The following is a 26,145-nucleotide window of genomic DNA, read 5'->3' on the forward strand; positions in this document are numbered from 1 at the left end:
TCGCCGACGCTCCGCGTCGGCTCCCTCCTCCGCCTTGCGATCCACGGCACCAGACCCCGCTCCCTGATCCGGCCTGATCCAAACGAAAGGCCCTAGCTGTCGGGCTGCTTGATCTGCTGGGAGATATAGAGCGGCTCATCGAGCTTCTCGATCAGCTCCAGCTGGGTTTCGAGATAGTCGATGTGATGCTCCTCGTCCTTGAGGATCGATTCGAAGATCCGCTTCGAAGTGTGATCGGCTTTGCTCCGCATGACTTCGATTCCGCGCTTCAGCCGGTCGACGGCCTCCAGCTCGATCTCCAGGTCCGCCCGGAACATCTCGGTCACCGTCTGCCCGACCCGCACATGGAAAAGCCGCTGGTAGTTCGGCAGCCCCTCCAGAAAGAGCAGTCGGTCGGTGAGCAGCTCGGCGTGCCTCATCTCGTCGAACGACTCGGCCCGGGTGTATTTCGCGAGCTTGTACCACCCGTTGTTCTCCTGCATTTTGCTGTGCAGGAAGTATTGATTGATGGCGGTCAGTTCGGCGGTCAGCTGCTCATTGAGGAATTCGATGACCTCGGGGTCGCCCTGCATCGCGGCGGCTCCTTCCAGGCATGTGGCTGGGCAGAATGCGCGCATCCTCGCACCGCCACCGAGAGCCGTCCAGTAAGTACACGCTTAGCATGATGTGCCCGATTGATTCCGAACCTGGTCATGACCACCCCTCGCGGTCTGTCACCATGGAAGGCATGGGTCAGCCGGAAAGCCGGGAACGTCAAGAGCCGGAACAGTCCGAGCTACCACCGGGCCAGCGTCTGCAGCGCGGCTGGCCGGTGACCCATTACGGGCCCGTACCGAAATTCCGGCAGGAACGCTGGGAGTTCCGGGTCTTCGGAGCCACCGCCGACGGCGACAAGCACTGCTGGAATCACGAGGAGTTCTCCGCGCTGCCGTTCTCCACAGTCGTCGGCGATCTGCACTGCGTCACGAAGTTCAGCATGGTGGGGGCCGAATGGGGCGGGATCCCGGCCCGTACGATCGTGGAACTCGCACCGCCCTCGCCGAGCGTCACCCATGTCATGGTCTGGGCCGAGTACGGCTTCAGTTCCAATCTGCGGCTCACCGACTTCCTCTCGGACCGCACGATATTCGCCACCCACAAGGACGGCGAACTGCTGACCGCCGAGCACGGCTTCCCCGTGCGCCTCGTCGTACCGCATCTGTACGCCTGGAAGGGGCCCAAGTGGGTCCGCGGCGTCGAGTACATGACCGCCGACCGCCGCGGTTTCTGGGAAGAGCGCGGCTATCACAACGTCGGCGACCCCTGGGCCGAGCAGCGCTACTCCTACCAGGAGATCCCGGGAGACGGCCCGGAGCTGTGACCGGCTCAGCCGTCGCGCAGCTTCTTCAGCCGCGTCACATCCGCCGCGTGCCCCTCCTTGCCGCCCGGAGTCTCGATCACCAGCGGAACGTTCTCGGTCGCCGGATGCGAGAACAGCTCCCGGAACGGCTCCTCGCCGATGTGTCCCGCGCCGATGTTCTCGTGACGGTCCTTGTGCGCGCCCGCCGCCTCCTTGGAGTCATTGGCGTGGATCAGCCCGAGCCGCCCCTCGCCGACCGTGTCCACCAGCAGATCCAGCGTCTGCCGCATTCCGTGCGGTCCCGCGAGATCGTGCCCGGCCGCGAAGACATGACAGGTGTCCAGACAGATGCCCAGCTTGGGGTGGGCGTCGAGCGCCTCGAAGTACGGGCCGAAGTCCCAGGTCCGTGAGCAGAGCGAGAAGCCCTGTCCCGCCGTCGACTCCAGCAGCAGGAACGGATCGTCGTCATGGGTCAGCTCGTCGAGAAGCGGCAGCATCAGCTCCCGTACCTGCGCGAGCGCCACCTCGCGCGGCCGTCCGCCGGTCGCCGAGCCCGTATGCACGACCACACCCAGCGCGCCGATCTCCCGGCCCCGGCGCAGGCTGTGCCGCAGGGACTCCACCGACTTCTCGGCGGTCGCCTCCGTGTGCGAACCGAAGTTGATCAGATACGGCGCGTGCACATACGCCGAGATCCCCTCCGCCGCGCACCGCGCGCGAAACAGCTCGTCCTGCGCCGGATCGCCCGGGGGCGTCGCCCAGCCGCGCGGATTGGCCGCGAACACCTGGACGGTCTCGGCGCCCAGCTCGCGTGCGTAGGCCAGGCCGGTCGAGGCGAGGCCGCCGGCCACGGGGACATGGCTACCGACGGGGTTGCGCATAGGACCTAGAGCCCCTTGGTCGTGATGGTGATGGAGCTGCCCTCGGGGGCCTGCCGACCGCCCTCGACCGACTGCTTGCCCACGGTGTCCCCCAGGAAGGGGAAGCCCCGGTCCACGGTCACCTCGAAGCCCGCCTCCTCCAGCAGCCGCGTCGCCTCGTCGATCTTCCTGCCGGTGACATCGGGTACGGAGACCATCCGCGGCCCCTTGGAGACCGTCAGCGTGACCGTCTCGCCCCGGGCCAGCTGGGCACCCTCGGCAGCGGACTGCCGGGCGACCGATCCCGCGTCCTCCTCGGAGTTCACGCGCTCGGCCGCGATCTCGACCTTGAGCCCCTCGCCCACCAGCTCGGAGGTGGCGTCCTCGACGGACTCACCCGTCACATCGGGGACGTCGACCGGGCTGCCCTTGCTCACCACGAGCGCGACCCCGGAATCCGGCCGTACCTCGCTCCCGGACACCGGGGTCGAACCGATCACGGCGCCCTGCTGGACGTTGTCGTCGAACTCCCGCGTGACGACCCCGGCCGCCAGCCCCACCTTCTTCAGCGCCCGCCGGGCCTCGCCCAGCGGCATGCTCTCCAGATCCGGGACCTTGACGATCTCCGGGCCGCGCGAGATCACGATCGTGACGGAGCCATTGCCGCGGATACGCGCGCGCGGCTCGGGGTCGCTGCCCATGACCGTGCCGCGGTCGAAGGAGTCGCTGAAGTCCCTGGTGACCTTCACGTCGAGCCCCGCGTCGGCGAGCCGCTTCCTGGCCTCCTGCTCGCTCCGGCCGAGCACCGAGGGGACGTGGGTGAACTGTCCGGAATTGATGTACCAGACACCCGTACCGATACCGAGCACCAGCAGTACGGCGACCAGCGCCGCGACGACGCCCCGCCCGGGCCTGACGAAACGGCGGCCCGGCTCGGGCGCCATCTCCAGCCGGCTGGTGCGGTTCGGCGTCTCGTCCGCCGCCTCCTCGACGGGCCGGATGCGCGGAATCACCGTCGTACGGCTGATGGCGCCGGCCTCGCCGGACGGCTCGGGCCTGGCCCGCGGCGGAACGGCGTCCAGCTGCGCGTCGGTCAGCGCGGCCCGCGCCTCCCGCGCCATCGCCAGCAGCGCCACCGCGTCGGCGGGCCGCATCCCGGGGTTACGGGCGGTCGCCGCCGCGACCAGCTCGTCCAGCTCGACGGCGAGCCCCGGCACGGCGGCCGACGGCGCGGGCACGTCCTCGTTCAGATGCCGGTAGAGCACCTGCGCGGGGGTGTCCCCGCCGTGCGGCTTCGCACCCGTCAGCATCTCGTGGAGGACGACCCCGCAGGCATACACATCCACGCGGGTGTCGGACGTACCGTCCTCGATCTGCTCGGGCGCCAGATACGACACCGTGCCCAGCACGCTCCCGGTGGTGTTCGTGACATCACCGACGCCCCGCACGAGTCCGAAGTCGGCGACCTTGACCCGGCCGTCGTCCCCTATCAGCACGTTCTCCGGCTTCATGTCCCGGTGCACGAACCCCGCGCGGTGCGCGGCCCCCAGCGCGGCCAGCACCGGCTCCAGGATGTCCAGCGCGGCCCGCGGCCGCAGCGCCCCACGGTCCCGCAGGACATCGCGCAGCGTGCACCCCGATACGTACTCCATCGCCAGATAGACATACGCGCCCTCGGCGCCCTGGTCGAAGACCGCGACGACATTGGGATGCGACAGCCGGGCCACCGACTTGGCCTCGCGGATGAAGCGCTCGACGAAGGTGGCGTCGGCGGCGAGGGCGGGGTGCATCACCTTGAGGGCGAGGACCCGGTCGAGACGGGTGTCGACGGCCCGGTAGACCGTGGCCATACCGCCGACAGCGATCCGCGCGTCCACGCGGTAGCGGCCGTCGAGCACGCGCCCGACGATGGGGTCTTGGAGGCTCGTATCCACGCGCCCGAGTCTACGAGGTGGCGGTCGCGGGTCGGCTCGTCTTCGGCGGGGGGCCGGTGCGCCTGCGGCGCGGGGCCGTCGACGCGGTTCGTTTTGGCTGGGGCCGGTGGGCCGGTGCGGGTTGTTGCCGGGGTGCGGTCCGGGCGGTGCGCGTTTTGGCTCGGGCCGGTTTCCGGGTGCGGGTTGTTGCCGGGGTGCGCTCCGGGTTCGCGTCCGGGACTGCATGATTTACGGCGCGTTCTGCCCGGTCGATGGTTCGGGCGTTCGTGCGCCACAAATCACGCTCTACGTCCCGGACACGATCCCTGCGCGCCCCCCTTCACCGCCCGTCACGGACTGGCCCGGCCGGGCACGAGCGCGAGTGCGGCCGCCCCCGGCACCACGACGCCCGCACAGGCAACCCCGCCTCTAGGGAAACGCCGGTCTCTCCCTGTCCAGCGATGCCACCCCCTCCGTCGGCGACGACGCCCAAGCGATCCGCCGTCGCGGCATCCGGCCCGCCCGCCACGCCAGCCGCCCCGCCGACACCGCGTACCGCATCGCCTCCGCCATCAGCACCGGCTCCCGCGCCCGCGTCACCGCCGACGCCAGCATCACCGCCGCGCACCCCAGTTCCATCGCCAGCGCCGCGTCCGACGCCGTACCCGCCCCCGCGTCCAGGATCACCGGCACCCCCGCCCGCTCCACGATCAGCTCGAAGTTGTGCGGGTTGCGGATGCCGAGCCCGGAGCCGATCGGCGAGCCCAGCGGCATGATCGCCGCGCACCCCACGTCCTCCAGCTTCGCGGCGAGCACGGGATCGTCGTTGGTGTACGGCAGGACCGTGAAGCCGTCGTCGACCAGGGTCTCCGCCGCGTCGAGCAGTTCGACGGGGTCGGGCAGCAGTGTGCGCTCGTCCGCGACGACCTCCAGCTTGATCCAGTCCGTACCGAGCGCCTCGCGGGCGAGCCGCGCCGTGAGCACCGCCTCGCCGGCGGTGAAGCAGCCCGCCGTGTTGGGCAGCGCGCGGATGCCCAGTGAGTCGAGTACGGACAGCACGGAGCCGTGCACGGCGGGATCGATGCGGCGCATGGCGACCGTGGTGAGTTCGGTGCCGGAGGCGATGAGGGACCGTTCCAGCACGTCGAGGCTGGGCGCGCCGCCCGTGCCCATGATCAGCCGGGAGGCGAACGTGGTGGAGCCGATGGTCAGCGGATCGTCGGCCATGGTTCAGCCTCCCTGGACGGCGGTGAGGACCTCGACGCGGTCGCCGTCGCTGAGTGGTGTGCCGGACCAGCGGGTGCGCGGCACGACCGTCTCGTTGACGGCCGCCGCGACCCCCGAGGGCGCGGGGGTGAGCGTGGCGACCACGATGTCGAGGGTGGTGGCGGGCGCGAGTTCGCGGGGCTCGCCGTTCACGGAGATGTTCATACGGGCTGCTCCTGAGGGATGGCCGCGACGGGCGAGCGGTGCGAGGAGAAACGCGAGGGGGAGAAGGCACGGGCCTCCGGGGGCAGCTCACCGGTCGTCAGCACCGCGGCCATCGCGTCGCCGGTGACGGGGGTGAGCAGTACCCCGTTGCGGTGGTGGCCGGTGGCGAGGGACAGCCCCGGCAGCGCGGTGGGTCCGAGCAGTGGCGCGTTGTCCGGTGAGCCGGGGCGCAGCCCGGCGAGGGTTTCGGTGAGCGGGAGTTCCGTGATGCCGGGGACGAGTTCGTGCGCGTCCCGCAGCAGTTCGTACACCCCGCCCGCCGTGACGGTGGTGTCCCAGCCGAGTTCCTCGCTGGTGGCGCCGACGACCAGTTCACCGTTCTCGCGCGGCACCAGATAGACGTGGCTGCCGCGCACCACGGCCCGGACCGTCCTGGAGAGGAAGGGCGCGTAGGTACGGGGCACGGTCAGCCGCAGGACCTGGCCCTTGACGGGCCGTACGGGGGGCAGGACATCGGCCGGTACGCCCCCGAGCCGGCCGCTGAGGCTGCCGGCCGCCAGTACCACCTGGTCCGCGGTGAGCGCGCGGCCGTCGGCCAGGACGGCGCCGGTGGCCCGGTCGCGCACGACGCGGAGCCGGTCGGCGTGGGCGCGGTGGAAGACCACCCCGGCCCGTTCGCACGCGGTCAGCAGGGCCGCTGCCAGCCGGCGGGGATCGATCTGGTGGTCGCCGTCGACCCGCAGACCGCCGCGCACGCCCGGCGCGAGCATCGGCTCCAGACGCCGGCATTCGCGGCCCGTGAGCCACTGGGACATCAGCCCCGAGCGCTGCTGGAGGTCGTGGAGTTCGCGCAACTGGGCGCGGTCGTCGGTGTCGAGGGCGACGGCGAGGGTGCCGCAGGCGCGATAGCCGGTGTCCTGCCCGCTGGCCGCCTCCAGTTCGGCGACGAAGTCCGGGTAGCGCGCGGCGGAGGCGAGGTTGAGGCCGAGCAACGTCTCCTCGCCGTGGTGGAGTTCGGTGACGGCGGCGAGCATCCCGGCCGCGACCCGCGCCGCGCCGCCGCCCGGCTCGGGGTCGGCGACGGCGGTACGCAGCCCACGCCCCGCCGCGCGCCAGGCGGTGACCAGGCCGATGAGTCCGCCCCCGATGACGAGGACGTCGGAGCCCGTACCGGTTCCTTGACGGGGTGATTGCATGGGCGTCCAGCCCCTCCCTTCGCCGGCATGACCCGGATCAGGTTCGTACGGTCGGAGGCCGCCTCAGCCTCCCTCTCAGCCCGGTGCGTCCGGACTCCCGCGAGGTAGTGTCGAACGCCAGACTAACGCTCTGTCCCCCCGCGTTGTAAGGGAGCGATCGCCGTGGCCCGTACCCGGCCTGATCCACCGAAAGGCCCTAAGGTGACCGGGTGAGCGAGCGAGAGCAGGGACAGCGGGAGCCGGCCCCGGCCGGACAGCCGCGGGTGGTCATCGTCGGCGCGGGCATGGCGGGGGTACAGACCGCGGTGGCCCTGCGGGAGAAGGGCTTCGGCGGCCCGGTCACCGTGCTCGGCGCCGAGCCGCATCCGCCGTACGACCGGCCCCCGCTCTCCAAGGCGGTCCTGCTGGGCAAGGCCGAGAGTTCGTCCTTCGACATCGACTTCGCCGCGCTCTCCGTCCGGCTCGGATTGGGGCTCGATGTCACCGGACTGCGCCCCGGCGCGCGTGAACTGGACACCGCGCGCGGGCCCGTCCCGTACGACGTGCTGGTCATCGCGACCGGCGCGGAACCGATCAGTCTGCCGGGCACCGAGTCGCTGCCCGCGGTCCATCTGCTGCGCACGCTGGACGACGCGGAGCGGCTGCGTCCGGTACTCGGCCGACGGCAGCGGGTCGTGGTCGTCGGCGCCGGGTGGATCGGCGCGGAGTTCACCACGGCCGCCCGGGAGGCGGGCTGCGCCGTGACCGTCGTCGAGGCCGCCGACCGGCCGCTCGCGGGCGCGCTGCCCGCCGAGGTCGTCGCGCCCATGACCGGCTGGTACAGGGAGTGCGGGGCCGAACTGCTGACGGACGCGCCGGTGGCCGGTGTCGAACCGGGCGCGGTGATCCTCGCGGACGGCCGGCGGCTGGCGGCCGACGCGGTGGTCGTGGGCATCGGCGCGCGGCCCGCGACGGGCTGGCTGGCCGGATCGGGGATCGAGCTGGGCCCGGACGGCGCCATCGTGGCGGACGAGCGGCTGCGGACCTCGCTGCCCGAGGTGTACGCGGTCGGTGACTGTGCGTCGTTCCCCTCGGCCCGTTACGGAGAGCGACTGCTCGTCCATCACTGGGACAACGCGCTCCAGGGGCCGCGCACGGTCGCCGCGCAGGTGGTCGGCGAGACCGACGAGGTCTACGACCCCGTGCCGTACTTCTGGTCGGAGCAGTTCGGCCGCTTCGTGCAGTACGCGGGCCACCACGCGGCCGGCGACACCCTGGTGTGGCGCGGCGATCCGGCCGAGAGCGCCTGGTCGGTGGTGTGGCTGCGGGACGGCCTGCCGACCGCGCTGCTGGCCGTCGGCAGGCCCCGGGATCTGGCCCAGGGGCGCAAGCTGATCGAGGCGGGCGCGCGGCTGGATCCCGGGCGGACCGCGGACGCGTCCGTACCGCTGCGCAAGGCCGCCCTCTGATCCCCTGGCGGGGGCCCGCCGGGGGTCCCGGCCGCTCCGGGGCGGCGGCCCGATTGGGGCTCCTCGGCTACCGTCTGTCAGTCCGGGATGGCACGCTTGTCTTGTGACCGAGATTGACGCAAAGATCGATGCTCTCGTCCCCGCCTGGCTGCACCTGCCCGACATCGCGGAAAAGCTTGGTGTCGAGGTGACGCGTGTGCGGCAGCTGGTGAAGGAAGGCCAGCTGATCGCGGTGCGCCGCGGCGAGAACAGGACGCTCCAGGTGCCCGCCGCCTTCATCGACGGCAACAAGGTCGTCAAGGGGCTCGCGGGCACCCTGACGCTCCTGAGGGACGACAGCTTCACCGACGAAGAGATGCTTGAGTGGCTCTTCACCCCCGACCCCACGCTGCCGGGCACGCCCGCGCAGGCGCTCAGTGAGAATCGCGGCACGGAGGTGAAGCGCCGGGCCCAGGCGCTCGCCGTCTGACGACATCACCATCCGCGGTGCGCGGTGGCTCCGTACGACCGTCCGGTCGTGTGTCGGCCGCCGTGCACCGCCGACCCGACACCACGGGGGGATTTTCATGTCCACGGCTGCCGCGTCACTCGCCGACGCCCGGCTCTATCTGTGCACGGACGCCCGTAAGCGGCAGGGGGATCTCCCGGAGTTCCTCGACGCGGTGCTCGCGTCGGGCGTGGACATCGTGCAGCTGCGTGACAAGGGCATGGAGGCGGCCGAGGAGCTGGACCATCTCCGGGTCTTCGCGGACGCCTGCCGTCGGCACGGCCGGCTGCTCGCCGTGAACGACCGCGCCGATGTCGCCCATGCCATCGGCTCCGATGTGCTGCATCTGGGACAGGGCGATCTGCCCGTCCCCGCCGCGCGCGCGATCCTCGGGGACGCCCCGCTGATCGGCCGCTCCACCCATGCCGAGACCGAGGTGGACGCGGCGGTCGCCGAGCCCGGCGTGGACTATTTCTGTACGGGCCCCTGCTGGCCCACCCCCACCAAGCCGGGGCGCCACGCGCCGGGGCTCGCTCTGGTGCGGTACGCCGCGTCCCGTGCCACGGAGCGGCCGTGGTTCGCGATCGGCGGGATCGACGCGGCCACTCTCGACCAGGTGCTGGACGCCGGTGCGCGCAGGGTCGTCGTCGTACGGGCGATCACCGAGGCCGACGATCCGGCGGCGGCGACCGCGGCTCTCGCGAAGCGCGTGCGGGACCGTGCCGTATGACGGCTGCGCGTCGGATGACGGCGATGCGTCGGATCACGGCGATGTTTACGTGCGGATGACGTCGGCGCGCCGTACGGGAACGCGCCGTAAAGAAGCACGGCCACTTACCGGGCAATCCGGCCAAAACCCCCGCCTCCGGTTGGGGGACCGCCACGCCATCGATAACCTGCCCATATGGCCCTAGGCACAGCTTCGACCAGATCGGATCACGCGCTGACCGTGCGTGATCTGCTCGCGACCGGCAAGACCTCGTTCTCCTTCGAGTTCTGGGCGCCCAAGACGGACAAGGGCGAGCGGAACCTCTGGAACGCGCTGCGCCGGATCGAGGCGGTCGCCCCGAGCTTCGTCTCCGTGACCTATGGCGCGGGCGGCTCCACCCGCGCGGGCACGGTCAGGGCGACGGAGCGGATCGCCGCCGACACCACGCTCACACCGGTCGCGCACCTCACGGCCGTCGGCCAGTCGGTCGCCGAACTGCGCAACATGGTCGGGCAGTACGCCGACGCCGGGATCCGTAACATCCTCGCCGTACGGGGGGATCCGCCCGGCGACCCCATGGGCGAGTGGATCAAGCACCCCGACGGGGTGCGCTACGCCGCCGAACTGGTCAGCCTGATCAAGGAGTCAGGGGACTTCTGTGTGGGAGTGGCGGCCTTCCCCGAGATGCATCCGCGCTCCACCGACTGGGAGACCGATGTCGGTCACTTCGTGAACAAGTGCCGCGCGGGCGCCGATTACGCGATCACACAGATGTTCTTCGATCCCGAGGGCTATCTGCGGCTGCGCGACCGCGTCGTCGGCGCAGGTTGCGAGACACCGATCATTCCGGAAATCATGCCGGTCACCAGTGTGAAGATGCTGGAGCGATTGCCACAGCTCTCCACCGCGGTCTTCCCGCCCGAGCTGAAAGAGCGGATCCTCTCGGTCAAGGAGGATCCCGCCGCTGTACGCTCCATTGGCATCGAGTTCGCGACGGAGTTCTGTGCCGAACTGCTCTCCGAGGGTGTCCCCGGCTTGCACTTCATCACGCTCAACAACTCGACGGCGACGCTCGAAATCTACGAGAATCTCGGACTGCACGAGCAGTCGTGACCGGCCGTACCCGCCCTGTCCCGGGGCGGTGGGCTCAGGAGAGGGGCGGGCATGGGCTGGACGGTCCTCTACATCGCGTTCGGCATCGTGGCGCTGTGGCTGCTCGGTGAGGTGCTGCTCCAGTACAAGGCACGGCTGCGCTGGCGACTGCTCGCCTTCACCGGCTTCATGGGCGTCGTCCTCGGCGTACTGATCCCCTCCATATACGTCATCGCGCTGGGCGCGATCGCGTTCGCGGTCGGTCAGACGTATGTGACGCTGTCCTTCCGCCGCGGCTTTTCGACGGGTTGGGCGATAGGCGGCAGCCCGGGGGCGAGCCGCCGCCGCAAGGCCGGGAAGGAGCAGGCGGAGGAGCGCGAGCCCGCGCTGGAGGTCTCGGACCTGGAGTACGAGCCGCCCGCGTACGACCCCGCGCAGCCGCCCGCGTACGACCCGGCGCGGCCCGCCGCGTACGACCCGGTGGAGCCGCCCGCGCCGGCCGCCGCGGTGTACGAGCCGGAGCCGCTGCCCGACGACACCGGGCAGTACGGGATATACGACGACGCGGCCCGTGAGGCCCCCCACCAGCAGCAGCCCCACGCGGGCGCGGCGGCCGGTGTCGGCGGGCATGAGTACGGCGGCGGATACGACGCGTATCCGGGGTACGGGCACGGGCAGCAGCAGCAGCCGACGGGCCACGACGGCTACGTACCCCAGGACGCCTACCACTCCGCTCAGGACATGTATCCCGGCCAGGACGCCTACGCGCAGCAGCAGCAGCAGTACGGCTACGACGTGGGACAGCACCAGCAGTACGCCGCGTACACCGACCCGTACACCGGCTCGGTCAACAGCGGCGAGCAGTACGGCTCGTACGACAGCTTCGGCGGCCGGCAGCAGTACGCCGACCCGTACGCCGGCCAGCAGCAGTACGGCGGCGAGACCCCGCCAGGCGGTGTGTGGGTGCCGCAGCAGCGCGACCGCGACGGCGAGCAGTTTCCGCCGACGCCCCAGGAAGAGCCGCGCCGGCCGGGCTACACGGACCCCGACCACAACGAGCAGCACTACCGATACTGAAACCGCCCCGCACTGACGATCCGTCAGGATCCCCGGCTGGTAGAGCACATGATGACCGGGCGGGCGCGATGGCGGTGCGCCCGGCTCACCGGGAGCCGCGGAAGTCCGCCCCCTCGACGATCAGTCCGGCGACCAGCGCCCCCGACATCCCGGCGTGCGCGAGCCCGCCGCCCGGATGCGCCCAGCCCCCCGCCCGGTACAGCCCGGACAGCCGGGTGGAGTTCGCGGGAAGCAGCATCCGGCCCTCGGCCCCGGCCAGCGCGGGCGCCGGTACGGAGCCGCCCTCGGCCCCCGTCAGCGCCGCCGTATCGGCCGGGGTACGTACCTCGCGCCAGACGATCCGCTCCGCGATCTCCGGCACGGCCGACCCGGCGGCGGCCACCAGCACATCGGCGTACCGCTCGCGCAGCGCCGCGTCCGACCAGTCGACCGGGCCGTGCGGGGCCACGGTCGCGGTGAGCGTGACCGCCTCGTGGCCGTCGTCGGGGCGCGTCGCCGTGTCGTCGGGCCGCAGCACCGTGACCGTCGGCCGCGCCGCGGTACGGCCCGCGAAGATCTCGGCCGCCTCGGCGCTCCCGTCGGGGGAGTGCACCACCGTCCGGTGCGCGGCGCCGGGGTCACGGGCACCGCGCAGCGCCAGCAGCACGGTGAACCGCCCCGGCGCCGTGGCCTGCCCGGCCGAAGGCCGTACGTCACCGTCCGCGTCGAGCCGCCACTCCACGAGAGGACCGGGCGCGATGCCCGCCACCACATGGTCGGCCTCCGCGACCGTGCCGTCCGCCAGCTCGATCCCCGTCGCCGCGCCGTCCTTCTCGACGATCCGGGTCACCTCGGCGCCGAAGACGAACTCCACCCGGCGGGCCAGACACCGCTCGTACACCGCGCGGGCCAACTCCCGCATGCCGCCGCCGACATACCAGCTGCCGAAGGTCTGCTCCAGATACGGCAACAGGGCTGCGCTCGCCGGGGCGTGCCGCGGGTCGAGCCCGTACGACAGGGCGTAGCCGTCCAGCAGCGCCGCCAGCCGCGGGTCGGCCAGCTCAAAGGCGCCGATCTCCGCGACCGTCGTGGCCCGCCGGGCGCCGCGGAGCAGCCGTCGCTGCCGTACGGCCGGATACGGATCGCGGCCCAGTACCCGCCAGTCCGCCCACAGCGGCTCCTCCAGCAGCGGGCGGCGCGAGCGGTCCCAGGCATCCCGGGCGCGGCCGAGGAACTCCGCCCAGCGCTCGCCGGCGCCCGCGCCCAGCGCCGTGTCCAGGGCGGAGACCACGCCGCCGCGCGACGCGTTGGGCAGCCGTACGTCGGTACCGTCGGCGAAGACATGCCTGCTCGCCGGATCCACTTGGCCGAGCCGGACGCGGCTCTCCAGCGGTTCCTTGCCGGTCTTGACGAACAGATCGCGGTAGACGGCCGGCAGATGCAGCAGACCGGGCCCGGTGTCGAAGACGAACCCGTCCCGCTCGAACCGGCCCACCGAGCCGCCATAGGTGGCGGCGCGTTCGTACACCGTCACCCGCTGTCCCGCCACGGCCAGCCGAGCAGCCGCCGCCATGGCGCCCATCCCGGCGCCGATCACCGCAATCCGTGCCATGGGAGCGATTTTAGAGCGCCGGGGGAGCGCCGGTCGCCGGCCGTTTCTCCGCGCGACGCCGCGCCCTGCCACGCAGGAAACGACGGATCCTGGAGGCGAGGAAGGCCACCGTCACGAGGCCGGCCACCAGCAGCGCGCCCGCGATGACGGCGGCGGCGACCGGATGGAAGACGGCGAACACGATGATCCCGGCGACGCCCAGATCCTCGGCCGTGCTCACGAGGACATTGCTGAACGGTTCGGGGGAGGTGTTGATCGCCATCCGGGCGCCCGCCTTGACCAGATGGCTCACCAGCGCCGTCGAACCGCCCACGGCGCCCGCCGCGATCTCCGGCAGCGAACCGCTCTGACCGGCCAGCAGCGCGCCGACCACCGCGCCCGACACCGGTCTGATGACGGTGTGCACGGAGTCCCAGACCGAGTCGATGTAAGGGATCTTGTCCGCCACCGTGTCACAGAGGAAGAGCGCCCCCGCGACGATCAGTACGTCGGTGCGCTGCAAGGACTCGGGCACCTCGTCCGTGAGCCCGGTCGCGCCGAAGACGCCGAACAGCAGCACCACCGCGTAGGCGTTGATGCCGCTGGCCCAGCCGCTCGTGAAGATGAGGGGGAGTACGGACACGGGACCGATCGTATCCAGGCGGCGCCCGCGCTGGGCGGGAGTACGCAGGACTGAGTACCGGTACCTAGGCGGGGAGATGAGTAGGCACGCGGATGGGCTCCGACCTGCGTGGACGGAAGAGTGGGGAGCACGGAAGGGGCGCGGCGCCGGCACCGCCGACACGGGGTGGCGGAACGGCGCGGCTCTCCTGCCGTAACGGGGGTGCAGACGGGGAGCCCAGCGACCACGGGGTCACGGAGGATCACGGGGAAGCGGGCTCTCCGGCATCGCCGGGAACGGGGAACGGGGTACGGGGGCAAGGGGGGAACGGGGACACGGGGGCAGGGGGTACGGGGTACGGGGGTGACGCGCCGGTTCGGTGAGGCTCAGGGGGATGGAGCCTCACCGGACCGGCGCACTCGCGTCCGCGTGCCCGTGCCCGCGTATCCGTGCCCGCGCACCGGTTTCAGCGTCCGCCGACCCGGCCGTGCAGCAGCCGCGAGAGCGCCGCGTGCACCTCGTCCATCGACCGCTCGGGCTGGAACGCCTGCCAGTCGAGCGCCGCCACGAGCACCATCCCGACCAGCGCCGCCGCCGTCAGCGGAACGTCGATCTCGTCGCTCAGCTCACCGCCCTCCACGGCCTGCCGGAGCACGCTCTCGACGACCGCCACGGCCTCCTGGCGCACCACCAACAGGGTTGACTGCCAGGCCCGGTTGGTCCGCCACAGCTCGGCGACATACAGCTGGGTGAAGGCGGGATAGCGGTCGATGAAGACCAGTCCGGCCCCGATCATCGCGTCCAGCGCCTCGATCTTGCTGCCGCCGCGCTCCGCCGTGGTGTCCGCCGCGGTCCGCAGGGACGAGGCGAGCAGCCCGACGCCGTGCCGCAGCAGCTCTTCGAAAAGCTCCGTCTTGCTCTTGAAGTTGTAGTAGACCGTGCCCTTGGCGACCCCGGCGCGCTCGGCGATCTCGTCCACCGTCGTCGCCGAGAAGCCCTGTTCGGCGATGAGGGTCACCGCGGCCTCGTAGAGCTTCTGCCGGGTGGCCCGGCGGCGGGTGCTGCTGCTGTCCATGGCGACGATTGTCACAGGTCCGCCGTGCTCACAGGCTCAGCTCGGGGTGGAGCCGGTCGAGCGTCCACACCTGCTTGCGCCGCGCGGACAGGGCGGTCAGCGCAAGCGCGCCCGCGGTGAAGGCGGCGAGCACGGCACAGCCCTGCCACACGGGGCCAAGACCGCCGCCCGAGATGAGTCTGCGCAACGCGTCGACCACGTAACTCATCGGCAGGAACGGGTGGATGGCGCCGAAGAAGCCCGGACTGGTCTGGACGGGATAGGTGCCGCCCGCCGAGGTCAGCTGGAGCATCAACAGGGCGAGGACGAGGATCCGGCCCGCGGGTCCGAAGCGGGCGTTCAGCCACTGGACGATCGCGGTGAAGCAGCAGGTGACCAGCGCCAGGAAGCCGACCGTTCCGGCGGTGCGCGCCATCTCCAGGCCGACGGCCCAGTGCAGTACGGAGATCAGCGCGCCGACCTGGAGCAGTCCGATCGCGGCGACCGGCAGCCAGCCCGCGAGCGCGATACGCCAGGCCGGGGCGCCGACGGCCAGTGCGCGCCGGTTCAGCGGCTGGATCAGCATGTACGCCACCATCGCGCCGACCCAGAGGGAGAGCGGGATGAAGTACGGGGCGAAGCCGGTGCCGTAGTTGGGCGCGGCGTGCAGCGAGCGCGAGGCGAGCTGGACGGGATCGGCCATCACTTCCGTCCGCCGGTCCCGGTCGGTCTTGTCGTAGCCGGGGATCTTTCCGACGCCGTCGTTGAGCCCTCCGGCGAGCTCGGCCGATCCGTCGGCGAGCTCGAAGAGCCCGCCGTCGAGGGTGGTCGCGCCGGTACTGAGCTTGCCGACACCGGTGTTGAGGCCGGTGGAGCCCTTCTCGGCGTCGGTCAGTCCGGTGCGCAGCCGGCCCGCTCCCTCGGCGACCTTCTGGGCGCCGCTGTTGAGAGCGTTGATCTTCGTGACGGCGGTCTCCAGGTCCTCGTCCAGCTTGGGTGCGTGGGCGGCGAGGGCCTTCGCCTGCTTCTGGAGGGTGGCGAGCCGGCCGTCCAGTTCCTTCAGGGCGCCGCTGTTGTTCTTCACCAGGGTGTTGACGTCATCGGCGACGGCGGCCACGTCCGCGGCGGCGGTTCTGGCGCGCTTGAGGGGCGGGCAGGCGCCGGGGTCCGTACCCCCGGCGGTGGCATCGGGGGCGGGACCGGGCGCGGGATCGGGGGCAGGGCCGGGGCCGGGACCGGGGCCGGCGGGGGCCTTCTCGCAGCGTTCCGTGTAGAGGGAGTTCAGCGCGTCCGAGGCCTGGCGGGCCTGTGTCGCGGCGCTGGGCGCGGCCTTCACGAGCAGCCCGAGGTTGTCCCGTATCGACTGGGAGGAGTCCGCCACGCGCCGGGCCGAATCACCGATCGTCTTCCCGTTGTCCTTGAGGTAGGGACGGACGGTCCCGGCCATCGCGTTGATCTTGTCGGCGAGCGACTGGGTACCGGCGGCGACCTGTTGGGCGCCGGTGTCCAGATCACTCGCGCCCGTACCGAGCTTCCTCAGGCCGCCCGCCAGGTCACCGCTGCCCTCCTTGGCGGTCCTCAGCCCGTCCACGAGGTCCTTCGAACCCTTCTGGGCCTTTCCGATACCGCCCTTGAGTTCGTCGGCGCCCTTGGCCGCCTTCGCGGTGGCGTCATGGATGTCGGAGAAGGAGATGAAGATCCGGTCGAGGAAGGAGCGGGAGGCGTTGGTCGAGGCGGCGGTCCGTACCTCGGAGAACACGGTCCTGGAGATCTGCCCGACGATGTAGTTGTTCGCGTCGTTCGTACGCACCTGGAGCGCGCCGGTCTCGGGGGCGTCACCGGAACTGGACGCGATGCGCGCGCTGAGGTCGGCCGGCATGGTCAGCGAGAGATAGTACGAACCGTCCTCCACGCCTTCGCGCGCCTCGGCCGCGCTCACCTCGTGCCAGGCGAAGACCTTGCTCTCGCGCAGGCCCCGGGTGATCTCGTCACCGGCCGCGATCTCCCGGCCCGCGGCCGTGGCGCCCTTGTCGTCGTTGACGAGCGCGACGGGGAGCCGGTCGAGTCGTCCGTACGGATCCCAGAACGACCACAGATACAGCGCGCCGTAGAGCAGCGGCAGCAGCAGGATCGCGACGAGCGCGGCGCGCGGCAGCTTTCCCCTGCCGAACCGCGTCAGCTCAAGCGCGGCCAGTTTCGGCGAGCGCATCGGCCGCCCCCTCCTCGTTCGTTCGGATGATGACGGTGTCCGCGTCCTCGGGGGCCTGGTCGCACACGGCGAGCACGGTCGTGCCGTCCTCGGCGACGGACCGCAGCAGCCGCCAGGCCTCCGCGCGGTCGGCGTCGGAGAGCTTGAGGTCCAGGTCGTCCACCGCCAGCAGCCGGGGCCGGCCGATCAGCGCGAGGGCGACCGAGAGACGCAGCGCCTCCAGCCGCTCCAGATCGCGCGCCGACGTGCGCTCGCCCTTGGGCAGGGCGGACGTGTCGAGCCCGGCGGCCGTCAGCGCGGCGTCGATATGGCCCCGGGCCTCGGTCGCCCGCCGGGAGCCGGGCCGTAGGGAGCCGGGCCGTAGGGAGCCGAGGGATCCGCCGAACCGGCGCTGGAGGAGCGCGCGTTCACGCAGATGCTCGGCGACGGTCAGTGCCGGATCGAGATCGCTGACGCCCGGGACATGGCCGAGAGCGCTGACGCGGCGTACGGCCGCCATGGCGCGGGGCAGGGACAGGCCGGCGACCTCGGCACGGCCCTCGGTGGGGCGCACCCGGCCGGTGAGCGCGAGCAGCAGACAGGTGCGCCCCGAGCCCGAGGGGCCCTCGATCGCCACGACGTCGCCGGGCGCGGCATCGACGCGAACATGGCGGAACGCCCAGCCGCGCGCGCCCTTGAGTCCGAAGTCCTCGGCGATGACGGCCGCGCCGTGCGGGCCGTCCGGTCGACCGCCCTCGCGTTCCCGGCTGTCCACGGGTGCCTCGATTTCTTTGTACTGACTGGTCAGTTCAAAAGCTACCCCGAACCATTGTGTGAGGCAAAGTCGCAGGTCAGGGCCGATTGTCAGTGGTGCCCCCCACCATGGACACATACGGCTACAGCACCGTCACACGACGACAGGAGGTTCCGTCATGGCCAGCTCCTACGCCGGTGCCGCACGTCGGCGCCGTACAGACGGCCCTGCCCCCGCCCTGACCGGTCCGCCGAGCGATGTCCACCCCGTCCTGCGCCGGGCCACGGCCCCGCCCGCGGCCCTCGATCTCCTCGCCCAGGCGCACGCGGGCCTGGGCGAGGCCGCCGCGCTGGACACTCCGAACGAGCGCTACGCAACCGCCCATCTCGCCGCCCTGCGCACCGCCGCCGCGGTGCTCGCCGCCCGCGGCCGCCCGGAGACCACCCCGCAGCGGCGGCGGCGTATCAGGAGCGCCTGGGAAGTCCTGCCCGAGATAGCGCCCGAGCTGTCGGAGTGGAGCGCCCTGTTCGCCTCGGGCGCCCCGCGCAGGGCCCGCGCCGAGGCGGGCATACCCGGCGCGGCCACCGGCCGTGACGCGGACGATCTGCTGCGCGACGCCGGCATGTTCCTGCGCCTGGTCGAGCGGCTGCTCGTGCTCGATCCGGTGCTGCCCCAGCCCCGTGCCGAACACCCCGGGCAGGGCGATGCCGCTGGGTGACCGGGACGTGCGGCCGAGGCAATAGGGTGGGCGGAGCCCACACCGTTCACGCCCTGCCACCTCGGGTGGCACCGCGCCGAGGAGTCAACTGCCGTGTCGGACCGTTCCCCTGTTACCGGTGGGGAGGCGCCCTCCCGCCCCCGCGGCTCCCTGCGTACCGCCGTGGTGTGGGAGGTCCTGAAAGACGCCCTCGGCCGCCGCGCCAAGGCGGCCGGGAGCGACGTTCTGGACGTGCTCGACACCGGAGGGGGTACGGGTAGCTTCGCGGTGCCCGTCGCCCGTCTGGGGCATCGCGTCACCGTGGTGGACCCCAGCCCGAACGCGCTCTTCGCCCTGGAACGCCGAGCGGCCGAGGCCGGGGTCGCCGAGCGTGTCCACGGGGTGCAGGGGGACATCCACGGCCTCTTCGACGTGGTCGAGCGCGGCGGCTTCGACGCGGTGCTCTGCCATGGCGTCCTGGAGTACGTGGACGACCCGGCGGAGGGCGTGCGGAACGCCGTGGACGCCCTGCGGTCGGCCGGGGCGCTCAGCCTGCTCGCCGCGGGTCTGGGCGGCGCCGTGCTCGCCAGGGCGCTCGCCGGGCATTTCACCGAGGCCCGGCGAGCGCTCACCGACCCGGCGGGCCGCTGGGGGCAGGGCGACCCGGTGCCCCGGCGCTTCACCGCCGAACAGCTGACGGAGCTGGCCACCGGAGCCGGCCTCCGGGTCAGCGCCGTGCACGGCGTACGGGTCTTCGCGGACCTGGTCCCGGGCGGGCTGGTGGACACCCAGCCGGGCGCCCTGGACGCGCTGCTCCAGCTGGAAGCGGCGGCGGCCGAGCTGCCCGCCTTCCACTCCATCGCCACCCAGCTGCACGTCCTGGGCGAGAAGCGGGACTGACGCGAACCCGGCCCCGGAGTCTTCCCCGAGTCGTCCCCGAGTCTTCCGCGAGTCTTCTCCGAGCCGTCCCGGAGTCTTTCCCGGCCCTTCTCCCAGCCGTTGTGGAGCCGTCCTGGGCCGTCCGGAGCCCCCTCGGGGCACCCCAAGAGCACTCCCGGAGCACTCCCGGAGCGCCTCCGGGGCACCTCCGGGACGCTGATCGCCTTGCTGATCAGCGACGCAGCGGCACATGGAGTACGCCACAGGCCCCCCAGTGGGGCCCTGAGCGCCGTATGATCGGGGTACGACATCCGGCATGACGGATCGACGGTTGGGGAATCAACGCCTCAGCGGCCGAGTCGACATGGCGGCCCGGAATGGCGAATTGGCGTTGAGGGCGGGTTTCACGGGGGCGATTCCCTGCCTATCCTTGAAGGAGCCGCATACCGGTCGCCCCCCGCGACCGACGACTAGGAGGACTCCGTGCCGCTCTCGGAGCACGAGCAGCGAATGCTCGAGCAAATGGAGCGAGCGCTGTACGCCGAAGATCCCAAGTTCGCGACAGCGCTTGAGGGAAGCGGGCTGCGTACGTACACCCGGCGACGGGTCTACCAGGCGGTCGCAGGCTTCCTGGTGGGTATCGCGCTCCTCATGGCCGGAATGGTCGCCCAGCAGATCTGGATCAGCGTGGTGGGGTTCCTCGTCATGCTGGGATGTGCGGTCCTGGCGGTCACCGGCTGGCGCAAAGCGCCCAAACCAGGTCAGCAGCAGGCGGCGGGCGGCGCATCCGGCGGCCCCGCGCCCGCACAATCGAGACAGCGCCGCTCAATGATGAACCGCATCGAGCAGCGGTGGCAGCGCCGCCGCGATGAACAGGGCCAGTGAGACGATCAGGGTCGTCGAACGGTACGACTGAGGGGCGAACGCGAAGGCGTTCGCCCCTCAGCCGTTTCCCGCGTCCCTCAGTCGTTCCCGAGCGGTTGCGCGGCGGCGCGGCGGCGTGAGGTCGCCGCCGCGCAGCCGCCCGACCGCGCTACCGCTCAGCCCCGCTGACGCGAGGGGTGCCAGCGCGCGGTGACCACTCTGGTGGCTCCCGAGAGCCGCTGGGGGTGCCAGCGGGCCGTCAGGGACGTCCAGCGCTTCGAGGCGGCCCAGACCACCCGTACGGACGAGCGCGGCGCGAGGAGTGCCCGCAGCCGGGTCCAGCGGCCGACCGAGGCACCCAGCCCCTCCCGGATCCGCCGGGCGTCGTCGGCGAGGCCCGTACCCGGCCGTGGCTCGGGCGCGTACAGCACCTGCTCCACGGAACCGGCCACCCGGTGCACCGCCTCGGCCGCGGCGCCCTCCAGCCGGCCAAGACGCACGATGCGCTCCGCCGCCTTCCGCGGCGTTCGCGATTCGTCGGGCGGGATCCCGTGGTCCCAGGCCGTATCGGTGATCTCCCGCCAGGCCATCAGCGTCCGAGCCGTCGCGTCCGCCGGGGCGCGCCCGGCGGAGCCGAGCCGCCGGGCCCGGGTTCTGGTCCGCCAGAGCAGCGGCAGCAGCGGCAGAGCCACCACCAGCCCGCCCAGCAGGATCCATCCCACGGCCTTCAGGGGGAACCCCGAGTCCGTCGGCGGCACGACGGCGCCGGGAGCGACCGGTCCGCACTCGCCCGACTGGGGCGACTGCGCCTGGCAGCTGTCCGAGGCCGACGGCTCCGCGGACGGGGCGGCCGAGGCGCTGGCGTCGGGCCGGGCCGCGTCGCTCGGACTGTCCGACGGCGCGTCCTCGCGGGTGTAGTCGGGCGCGCTGCCCCGGCTCGGCGTCGGCTCGAACCGGGTCCATCCGACGCCCTCGAAATACAGCTCGGGCCAGGCGTGCGCGTCACGCAGCCCGACGGAGACGCTGCCGTCCGGCTGCGGGGTGCCCGGCGTGAAGCCCACCGCGACCCGCGCCGGGATGCCGAGCGTCCGGGCCATCGCGGCCATCGCGAAGGAGAAGTGGACGCAGAAGCCTTCCTTGTTCCTGAGGAACCGCGTGATCGCCGTGACGCCGGTGCCCGAGTCCACCTCGGTGTTGTACGTGAAGCCGCCGTCCAGCGCGAACCAGTCCTGGAGCCTGACGGCCCTCTCGTAGTCGTTGGCCGCGCCCTCGGTGACATCGAGCGCCGTCGACTTCACCACATCCGGCAGGACCGCCGGGACCTCGGTGTACTCACGGCGCAGGGACGACGGCGCGGGGGGCGCCGCGGCGAGCTGTTCCCGGCTCGGGTTCACCAGCAGGCTGGCGACCTCGTACCGCACGCCGCGCGTCGACTGTCCGCGGTCGCCCACCAGCGTCCTGCCCGCGGGCTCGAAGCGCCAGCGCCCCTCGATGTCCACCTGGGTCGCCGGGTAGGGCATCGGCAGATAGTTCTGCCGGTACCAGCCGGCGGCGGAGATATTGGTTCTGACCTCGGTCGTGCTGATCCCCGGGCCCAGCCCGGGGGAGCCGGGCAGCCGGTCGGGTACGTCCTCGACCTTGCGCTGCGAGAACCGCCAGGACGTGCCGTCGAACTTGTCCAGCGCCATGATCCGCAGATACATGCCCTGGGTGTCGGGCGCGTTCGTCCGGTAACGCAGCGCCTCGCGGTCCTCCGGCTGGTTCAGATTGTCCTGGAGCGAGACCAGCGGGTTGACGGCGGAGATCGTGCCCCCACCGCCCACCCCCGAGCCGTTCCCGGCAGCGGTGCCGGCCAGCAGGCCGCCGTCCAACGCGGGCAGGGCCGCCGGGACCGCCAGCGCGACACCCAGCGCCACCACACCGATCCGGCGTCCGGTACGGACCGGGGCGCGCCCGCCCGAGGCGTCGGAGCCGGACGAGAACCGGCCCGGCGCGCGCGGCGCCCCGCCGAACACCCGGCCCCACTGCGAGACCCGGTCCCGGCCCTCCGCCAGAAGCAGCAGGAGATAGCCGCCGGCCGCGAGCAGGAACCACAGCCAGCCCCCGGCGCCGCCGGAGAGCCCCGCCGCGACCGAGTAGAGCGCCAGCAGCGGCAGTCCGGACGGGGCCGCGCCGCGGAAGGTCACCGCGATCGTGTCCACCGCGAGCCCGATGACCAGCACACCGCCGATCAGCATCAGCCGGATGCCGTCGGTCGCGGGCGCCGGTATCGCGTACCGCCCGACGTCGTCGCCGCCCTCGGTGAGCAGCCGGCCGAACTGCGCGAACACCTCGGGGGTCGGCACGATGCCGAGCAGCGCCTGGTCCGGGGCGAAGACCACCGTGAGCATCAGCAGGGCGGCGAGGCCCTGGAGCGCCACGGTCAGGCTCCGGGCCAGCGGCACCCGACGGGTCAGCGCGCCGACCCCGCCGACGACCGCCAGCATGATCCCGGCGTGCAGCAGCCAGACGGCCGACTGGACCAGCGGCAGCAGTGCGCCCGCCGCCATCAGCGTGGCGGCGAAAGCGCACAGCGCCAGCCTTCCGCTACCGCTCATGACCAACCTCCGGAGAAGCCTGTCGTACCGCCTGTGACGGCCGACTCCGATCGCTGCCGCGCGGCCTGCTGCCACAGCTCGGGCAGCGCGGCCCCCGAGGGCACGGCGAGCGCCGTCCACCCGGCCTCGCGCAGCTGCCGCAGCCGGTCCTCGACGGACCCGGCGGGTCCGTCGCCCTGCGTCCAGCCGGCGCTGTCCAGTACGAAGGCGACGGCCACGGCGCTGCGCTGCCGCATCCGCGCCGCCACCGCCGTCTGTTCCTCGTCCAGCTCGCCGAAGAACGCGACCAGCAGACCTTCGGTGCCGCCGCGCAGGACCGCGTACGCGGGGGAGAGGTCCGCGCTGTCGGAGTGCTCGACGACCGCGAGGGTGTCCATCATCAGTCCGGCCGAGTCGGCGGACTCCTGGGTCGCCCCCGCGAAGCCGTCGGCGCCCTCGCCGGGTATCGAGCTGCCGGTGTCCGTCAACAGCCGTACCGCGAAGCCGCGTTCGAGCAGATGCACGAGCGTGGAGGCCGCGCCCGACACCGCCCATTCGAAGGCGGAGTCGGGGCCCGCGCCCTGGTAGGCGCTTCGCCGGGTGTCCAGCAGCACCGTGCATCTGGCCCGCTGCGGCTGCTCCTCACGGCGCACCATCAGTTCGCCGTAGCGGGCCGTCGAGCGCCAGTGCACCCGGCGCAGATCGTCGCCGTGCCGGTAGCCGCGGGGGATCACATCGTCCTCACCGGCCAGTGACAGCGAGCGCTGCCGCCCCTCGCCGCGTCCCGACGCCTCGCCCCCGAGCCGTACCGGTGGCAGCGGTTCGGTGCGCGGGACGACGGTCAGGGTGTCGTACGCGCTGAACGAGCGGGTCAGCTCGCACATCCCGAAGGGGTCGCTCAGCCGCAGCTGGAGCGGCCCCAGCGGATAGCGCCCGCGCAGATCGGAGCGGACCCGGTAGGACACCTCGCGGCGGCCGCCCGGCTCGACCCGGTCGAGCACGAACCGTGGGCGCGGGCCGAGCACGTACGGCACATGGTCCTGGAGCATCAGCAGCCCGGTGGGCATCCGCGTGACGTTGTCCATCCGCAGCTGCACGCGCGCCTCGGAGCCCGCGGGGACCCGGGAGGGCGACAGCCGCCGGCTGCCCGCGACGCGGTAGTGGGTGCGGTAGAGGACCCCCACGCAGAGCAGCGGCAGCACGGCGAGCAGGAGCCCCACGCGCAGCAGATCCGACTGGCCCAGCACATAGGCGCAGACGGCCGCCGCGATACCGGCCGCGAGGAACGACCGGCCGCGCGTGGTCAGTCCGGACAGCGCGGCCCGCGTCCCGCCCTTCTCCTCGCCGCTCTCGGCCACCGGCCCCCCGGGTGTCATCACAGGCGCCGTACCCCGGGCTGCTGGCCGTAGAGCGGTCCGGCGCCCGGCGTCTGGCGCCCGGGGCCCTGGCCGCTGCCCGCCGTCGGCACCGGGACGCGCTGGAGTATCTCCAGCACGACCTGCTCGGCGGTACGGCGGTTGAGCTGCGCCTGAGCCGTGGGCAGCAGTCGGTGCGCGAGCACCGCCGTGGCCAGGGACTGCACATCGTCCGGCAGCGCGTAGTCCCGTCCGCTCAGCGCCGCCGCGGCCTTCGCGGCGCGCAGCAGATGGAGCGTCGCACGCGGCGAGGCGCCGAGTCTGAGGTCGGGGTGGTTACGGGTCGCCCCGACCAGCTCGACCGCGTACCGTCGCACGGACTCGGCGACATGGACCGTGCGCACCGCGTCGATCAGCTTCACGATGTCGTGCGCGTGGGCCACCGGCTGGAGGTCGTCCAGCGGGGATATCCCGCCGTGCACGTCGAGCATCTGCAACTCGGCGTCCGCGCTGGGATAGCCGATCGAGACCCGGGCCATGAAGCGGTCGCGCTGCGCCTCGGGCAGGGGATACGTCCCCTCCATCTCCACCGGGTTCTGGGTGGCCACCACCATGAAGGGGTCGGGCAGCTCATAGGTCTGCCCGTCGATGGTGACCTGGCGCTCCTCCATGGACTCCAGCAGCGCCGACTGGGTCTTGGGCGAGGCGCGGTTGATCTCGTCGCCGATCACGATCTGGGCGAATATCGCGCCCGGTTTGAACTCGAAGTCCCGTCGCTGCTGGTCGAAGATCGACACTCCGGTGATGTCCGAAGGCAGCAGGTCGGGGGTGAACTGAATGCGCCGCACCGAACAGTCGATGGAGCGCGCCAGCGCTTTGGCCAGCATGGTCTTGCCCACGCCGGGGACATCCTCGATCAGAAGATGTCCCTCGGCGAGCAGCACGGTCAGCGAAAGCCGTACGACCTCCGGCTTGCCCTCGATCACACCCTCCACCGACGCGCGCACCCGCTCCGCTGTGGTGGTCAGATCTGTGAGGCTCGCTCGATCGTCATAGGTCGTCACCCGGCCCTCCTCGGCCCTTTCCTCGGGCCGATGCTCATCAGACGGCCCGGCCCACCCCGAAACACGGACACCGTTTCCGGATGGTTCCGGAACGGTGTCCCACACGCATTGTTGTTGCCGTTACCGCTTCGTGTCATCCGCCTGTGGATAAGTGGGCGCGATATGTCGGGTTTGCTGGTTATCTCGTGATGACCTGTCCGACGGTGGCGCTCAGGCGTCGGTGTCGATCTCCCGCAGCAGGCCCGTCTTCACGTCGAAGACGAAACCGCGGACGTCGTCGGTGTGCGGCAGGAAGGGCGAGGTCCTCACTCGCCGCATCGACTGCCGTACGTCCTGATCGACATCGCGGAAGGCCTCCACTGCCCAGGCGGGCCGCTGTCCCACCTCCATTTCCAGGTCGTGCCGGAACTCCTCGGTCAGGCTCTCCAGGCCGCAGCCGGTGTGATGGATCAGCACGACGCTGCGCGTGCCCAGCGCCCGCTGGCTGATGGTCAGGGAGCGGATGACGTCGTCGGTGACGACACCGCCGGCGTTGCGGATGGTGTGGCAGTCGCCCAGGGCGAGCCCGAGCGCGCCGTGCAGATCGAGCCTGGCGTCCATGCAGGCGACCACGGCGACCCGCAGTACGGGGCGCGCGTCCATGCCGGGGTCGTTGAACCCGGCGGCATAGAGGAGGTTGGCGTCGATGAGCCGGTCGGTGACCGTCCCGCCGGTGCGGGCCGCGCCGGCGGGAGCCGGGACGGGCTCTGCGGGGAGGTGTGCGGAAGTCGACATACCTATGACGGTAGTCGTCGCCGCGCCGTGAAGCCCGCTGTGGGAGGGGACAAAGAACGTCAACGTGGCCTGGTGTGAGCTAACCCACACGGGTGGGTCCGGCGGGGCTGAGTGGGTGAATTGTGCGGTTTATGGTCTTGTGGTGAGTGACCCGCGCGACGCGCTGACCGGTTGATTGACCGGAAGGGCGAGTGGA

The 26,145-nt window shown here is 71.9% G+C and carries 24 protein-coding genes and 1 riboswitch; of the genes, 9 read left to right on the forward strand and 15 right to left on the reverse strand.

Features of this window, described 5'->3' with window-relative positions:
* Positions 1 to 92: 92 nt before the first annotated feature.
* Positions 93 to 572: a bacterioferritin gene (gene bfr, locus ABTZ59_RS20980; RefSeq protein WP_351407089.1), complete on the reverse strand. Its 480-nt coding sequence runs from the start codon at positions 570 to 572 to the stop codon at positions 93 to 95.
* 155 nt (positions 573 to 727) lie between these two features.
* Between bfr and ABTZ59_RS20985 the strand changes: the two genes are divergently transcribed.
* Complete coding sequence (locus ABTZ59_RS20985; RefSeq protein WP_351407096.1) at positions 728 to 1,360, forward strand: sulfite oxidase-like oxidoreductase; 633 nt, start codon at positions 728 to 730, stop codon at positions 1,358 to 1,360.
* Between the two features lie 5 nt (positions 1,361 to 1,365).
* Here ABTZ59_RS20985 and ABTZ59_RS20990 read toward each other — a convergent pair whose 3' ends face one another.
* The 5 genes from ABTZ59_RS20990 to thiO form a co-directional block, all read right to left on the reverse strand.
* The gene (locus tag ABTZ59_RS20990; RefSeq protein WP_351407103.1) at positions 1,366 to 2,220 is read right to left on the reverse strand and encodes a deoxyribonuclease IV; all 855 of its coding nucleotides are present in this window, start codon (positions 2,218 to 2,220) and stop codon (positions 1,366 to 1,368) included.
* 5 nt (positions 2,221 to 2,225) lie between these two features.
* Positions 2,226 to 4,133, reverse strand: coding sequence for a Stk1 family PASTA domain-containing Ser/Thr kinase (gene pknB, locus ABTZ59_RS20995; protein ID WP_351407113.1), 1,908 nt, complete (start codon positions 4,131 to 4,133; stop codon positions 2,226 to 2,228).
* Positions 4,134 to 4,541: 408 nt separating this feature from the next.
* Positions 4,542 to 5,339 (reverse strand): thiazole synthase, encoded by a 798-nt coding sequence (locus tag ABTZ59_RS21000; RefSeq protein WP_351407120.1) that lies wholly within the window; start codon positions 5,337 to 5,339, stop codon positions 4,542 to 4,544.
* Between the two features lie 3 nt (positions 5,340 to 5,342).
* Positions 5,343 to 5,543: a sulfur carrier protein ThiS gene (gene thiS, locus ABTZ59_RS21005; RefSeq protein ID WP_351407131.1), complete on the reverse strand. Its 201-nt coding sequence runs from the start codon at positions 5,541 to 5,543 to the stop codon at positions 5,343 to 5,345.
* Positions 5,540 to 6,739, reverse strand: a complete 1,200-nt coding sequence (gene thiO, locus ABTZ59_RS21010; RefSeq protein WP_351407140.1) for a glycine oxidase ThiO — start codon at positions 6,737 to 6,739, stop codon at positions 5,540 to 5,542. Before thiO ends, thiS begins: the two co-directional genes overlap by 4 nt.
* Positions 6,737 to 6,850, reverse strand: a riboswitch (TPP riboswitch). Its footprint overlaps the gene before it by 3 nt.
* Positions 6,851 to 6,948: 98 nt before the next feature.
* On the opposite strand from thiO, the gene ABTZ59_RS21015 reads away from it, so the two are divergent.
* From ABTZ59_RS21015 to ABTZ59_RS21035, 5 genes are all read left to right on the forward strand, one after another.
* Entirely contained in the window at positions 6,949 to 8,187 is a 1,239-nt protein-coding gene (locus tag ABTZ59_RS21015; RefSeq protein WP_351407145.1) for an NAD(P)/FAD-dependent oxidoreductase, read from the forward strand.
* 103 nt (positions 8,188 to 8,290) lie between these two features.
* Positions 8,291 to 8,656, forward strand: a complete 366-nt coding sequence (locus ABTZ59_RS21020; RefSeq protein ID WP_249950810.1) for an Rv2175c family DNA-binding protein — start codon at positions 8,291 to 8,293, stop codon at positions 8,654 to 8,656.
* Positions 8,657 to 8,753: 97 nt separating this feature from the next.
* Entirely contained in the window at positions 8,754 to 9,404 is a 651-nt protein-coding gene (thiE, locus tag ABTZ59_RS21025; RefSeq protein WP_351407161.1) for a thiamine phosphate synthase, read from the forward strand.
* 174 nt (positions 9,405 to 9,578) lie between these two features.
* Positions 9,579 to 10,496: a methylenetetrahydrofolate reductase [NAD(P)H] gene (metF, locus tag ABTZ59_RS21030; protein WP_351407172.1), complete on the forward strand. Its 918-nt coding sequence runs from the start codon at positions 9,579 to 9,581 to the stop codon at positions 10,494 to 10,496.
* Between the two features lie 51 nt (positions 10,497 to 10,547).
* A complete protein-coding gene (locus tag ABTZ59_RS21035; protein ID WP_351407181.1) occupies positions 10,548 to 11,552 on the forward strand; it encodes a hypothetical protein in 1,005 nt (334 codons plus the stop codon).
* An 85-nt stretch (positions 11,553 to 11,637) separates the two neighbouring features.
* On the opposite strand, the gene ABTZ59_RS21040 is transcribed toward ABTZ59_RS21035, so the two are convergent.
* From ABTZ59_RS21040 to ABTZ59_RS21060, 5 genes are all read right to left on the reverse strand, one after another.
* Positions 11,638 to 13,143, reverse strand: a complete 1,506-nt coding sequence (locus tag ABTZ59_RS21040; RefSeq protein WP_351407189.1) for a phytoene desaturase family protein — start codon at positions 13,141 to 13,143, stop codon at positions 11,638 to 11,640.
* A 10-nt stretch (positions 13,144 to 13,153) separates the two neighbouring features.
* Complete coding sequence (locus ABTZ59_RS21045) at positions 13,154 to 13,765, reverse strand: DUF4126 domain-containing protein (protein WP_351407194.1); 612 nt, start codon at positions 13,763 to 13,765, stop codon at positions 13,154 to 13,156.
* 445 nt (positions 13,766 to 14,210) lie between these two features.
* Positions 14,211 to 14,819, reverse strand: coding sequence for a TetR/AcrR family transcriptional regulator (locus ABTZ59_RS21050; protein ID WP_351407207.1), 609 nt, complete (start codon positions 14,817 to 14,819; stop codon positions 14,211 to 14,213).
* A 28-nt stretch (positions 14,820 to 14,847) separates the two neighbouring features.
* Positions 14,848 to 17,007: a YhgE/Pip family protein gene (locus ABTZ59_RS21055; protein WP_351407215.1), complete on the reverse strand. Its 2,160-nt coding sequence runs from the start codon at positions 17,005 to 17,007 to the stop codon at positions 14,848 to 14,850.
* On the reverse strand, positions 16,979 to 17,761 hold the full coding sequence (locus tag ABTZ59_RS21060) for an ATP-binding cassette domain-containing protein (RefSeq protein WP_351407231.1): 783 nt from the start codon (positions 17,759 to 17,761) through the stop codon (positions 16,979 to 16,981). Before ABTZ59_RS21060 ends, ABTZ59_RS21055 begins: the two co-directional genes overlap by 29 nt.
* 157 nt (positions 17,762 to 17,918) lie before the next feature.
* Here ABTZ59_RS21060 and ABTZ59_RS21065 point away from each other — a divergent pair, with 157 nt between their 5' ends.
* The 3 genes from ABTZ59_RS21065 (at position 17,919) to ABTZ59_RS21075 (ending at position 20,201) form a co-directional block, all read left to right on the forward strand.
* Positions 17,919 to 18,458 carry an SAV_6107 family HEPN domain-containing protein gene (locus ABTZ59_RS21065; RefSeq protein ID WP_351407239.1) on the forward strand — a complete coding sequence of 180 codons (540 nt, stop codon included), beginning with the start codon at positions 17,919 to 17,921 and terminating at the stop codon, positions 18,456 to 18,458.
* A 93-nt stretch (positions 18,459 to 18,551) separates the two neighbouring features.
* Complete coding sequence (locus tag ABTZ59_RS21070; protein WP_351407246.1) at positions 18,552 to 19,337, forward strand: methyltransferase; 786 nt, start codon at positions 18,552 to 18,554, stop codon at positions 19,335 to 19,337.
* Between the two features lie 462 nt (positions 19,338 to 19,799).
* Positions 19,800 to 20,201: an SCO2097 family morphological protein gene (locus ABTZ59_RS21075; RefSeq protein ID WP_249950801.1), complete on the forward strand. Its 402-nt coding sequence runs from the start codon at positions 19,800 to 19,802 to the stop codon at positions 20,199 to 20,201.
* 155 nt (positions 20,202 to 20,356) lie between these two features.
* On the opposite strand, the gene ABTZ59_RS21080 is transcribed toward ABTZ59_RS21075, so the two are convergent.
* The 4 genes from ABTZ59_RS21080 to ABTZ59_RS21095 all read right to left on the reverse strand — a co-directional run bounded on the left by ABTZ59_RS21080 (position 20,357) and on the right by ABTZ59_RS21095 (position 26,012).
* A complete protein-coding gene (locus ABTZ59_RS21080) occupies positions 20,357 to 22,777 on the reverse strand; it encodes a transglutaminase TgpA family protein (RefSeq protein WP_351407255.1) in 2,421 nt (806 codons plus the stop codon).
* On the reverse strand, positions 22,774 to 24,132 hold the full coding sequence (locus tag ABTZ59_RS21085) for a DUF58 domain-containing protein (protein WP_351407258.1): 1,359 nt from the start codon (positions 24,130 to 24,132) through the stop codon (positions 22,774 to 22,776). Before ABTZ59_RS21085 ends, ABTZ59_RS21080 begins: the two co-directional genes overlap by 4 nt.
* Positions 24,132 to 25,175: an AAA family ATPase gene (locus ABTZ59_RS21090; RefSeq protein ID WP_351407266.1), complete on the reverse strand. Its 1,044-nt coding sequence runs from the start codon at positions 25,173 to 25,175 to the stop codon at positions 24,132 to 24,134. Before ABTZ59_RS21090 ends, ABTZ59_RS21085 begins: the two co-directional genes overlap by 1 nt.
* A 210-nt stretch (positions 25,176 to 25,385) precedes the next feature.
* Positions 25,386 to 26,012 carry a beta-class carbonic anhydrase gene (locus ABTZ59_RS21095; RefSeq protein ID WP_503003285.1) on the reverse strand — a complete coding sequence of 209 codons (627 nt, stop codon included), beginning with the start codon at positions 26,010 to 26,012 and terminating at the stop codon, positions 25,386 to 25,388.
* Positions 26,013 to 26,145: the final 133 nt, after the last annotated feature.

Origin of the sequence: Streptomyces sp. NPDC094034 (assembly GCF_040303865.1) — a bacterium.
Taxonomy (GTDB): Bacteria; Actinomycetota; Actinomycetes; order Streptomycetales; family Streptomycetaceae; genus Streptomyces.

Coding starts and splice junctions, on each gene's coding strand:
- bfr (WP_351407089.1), bottom strand. CDS start 572: ATGCAGGGCGACCCCGAGGTCATCGAATTCCTCAATGAGCAGCTGACC.
- ABTZ59_RS20985 (WP_351407096.1), top strand. CDS start 728: ATGGGTCAGCCGGAAAGCCGGGAACGTCAAGAGCCGGAACAGTCCGAG.
- ABTZ59_RS20990 (WP_351407103.1), bottom strand. CDS start 2,220: ATGCGCAACCCCGTCGGTAGCCATGTCCCCGTGGCCGGCGGCCTCGCC.
- ABTZ59_RS21000 (WP_351407120.1), bottom strand. CDS start 5,339: ATGGCCGACGATCCGCTGACCATCGGCTCCACCACGTTCGCCTCCCGG.
- thiS (WP_351407131.1), bottom strand. CDS start 5,543: ATGAACATCTCCGTGAACGGCGAGCCCCGCGAACTCGCGCCCGCCACC.
- thiO (WP_351407140.1), bottom strand. CDS start 6,739: ATGCAATCACCCCGTCAAGGAACCGGTACGGGCTCCGACGTCCTCGTC.
- thiE (WP_351407161.1), top strand. CDS start 8,754: ATGTCCACGGCTGCCGCGTCACTCGCCGACGCCCGGCTCTATCTGTGC.
- metF (WP_351407172.1), top strand. CDS start 9,579: ATGGCCCTAGGCACAGCTTCGACCAGATCGGATCACGCGCTGACCGTG.
- ABTZ59_RS21035 (WP_351407181.1), top strand. CDS start 10,548: ATGGGCTGGACGGTCCTCTACATCGCGTTCGGCATCGTGGCGCTGTGG.
- ABTZ59_RS21040 (WP_351407189.1), bottom strand. CDS start 13,143: ATGGCACGGATTGCGGTGATCGGCGCCGGGATGGGCGCCATGGCGGCG.
- ABTZ59_RS21050 (WP_351407207.1), bottom strand. CDS start 14,819: ATGGACAGCAGCAGCACCCGCCGCCGGGCCACCCGGCAGAAGCTCTAC.
- ABTZ59_RS21055 (WP_351407215.1), bottom strand. CDS start 17,007: ATGCGCTCGCCGAAACTGGCCGCGCTTGAGCTGACGCGGTTCGGCAGG.
- ABTZ59_RS21065 (WP_351407239.1), top strand. CDS start 17,919: ATGGCCAGCTCCTACGCCGGTGCCGCACGTCGGCGCCGTACAGACGGC.
- ABTZ59_RS21080 (WP_351407255.1), bottom strand. CDS start 22,777: ATGAGCGGTAGCGGAAGGCTGGCGCTGTGCGCTTTCGCCGCCACGCTG.
- ABTZ59_RS21085 (WP_351407258.1), bottom strand. CDS start 24,132: ATGACACCCGGGGGGCCGGTGGCCGAGAGCGGCGAGGAGAAGGGCGGG.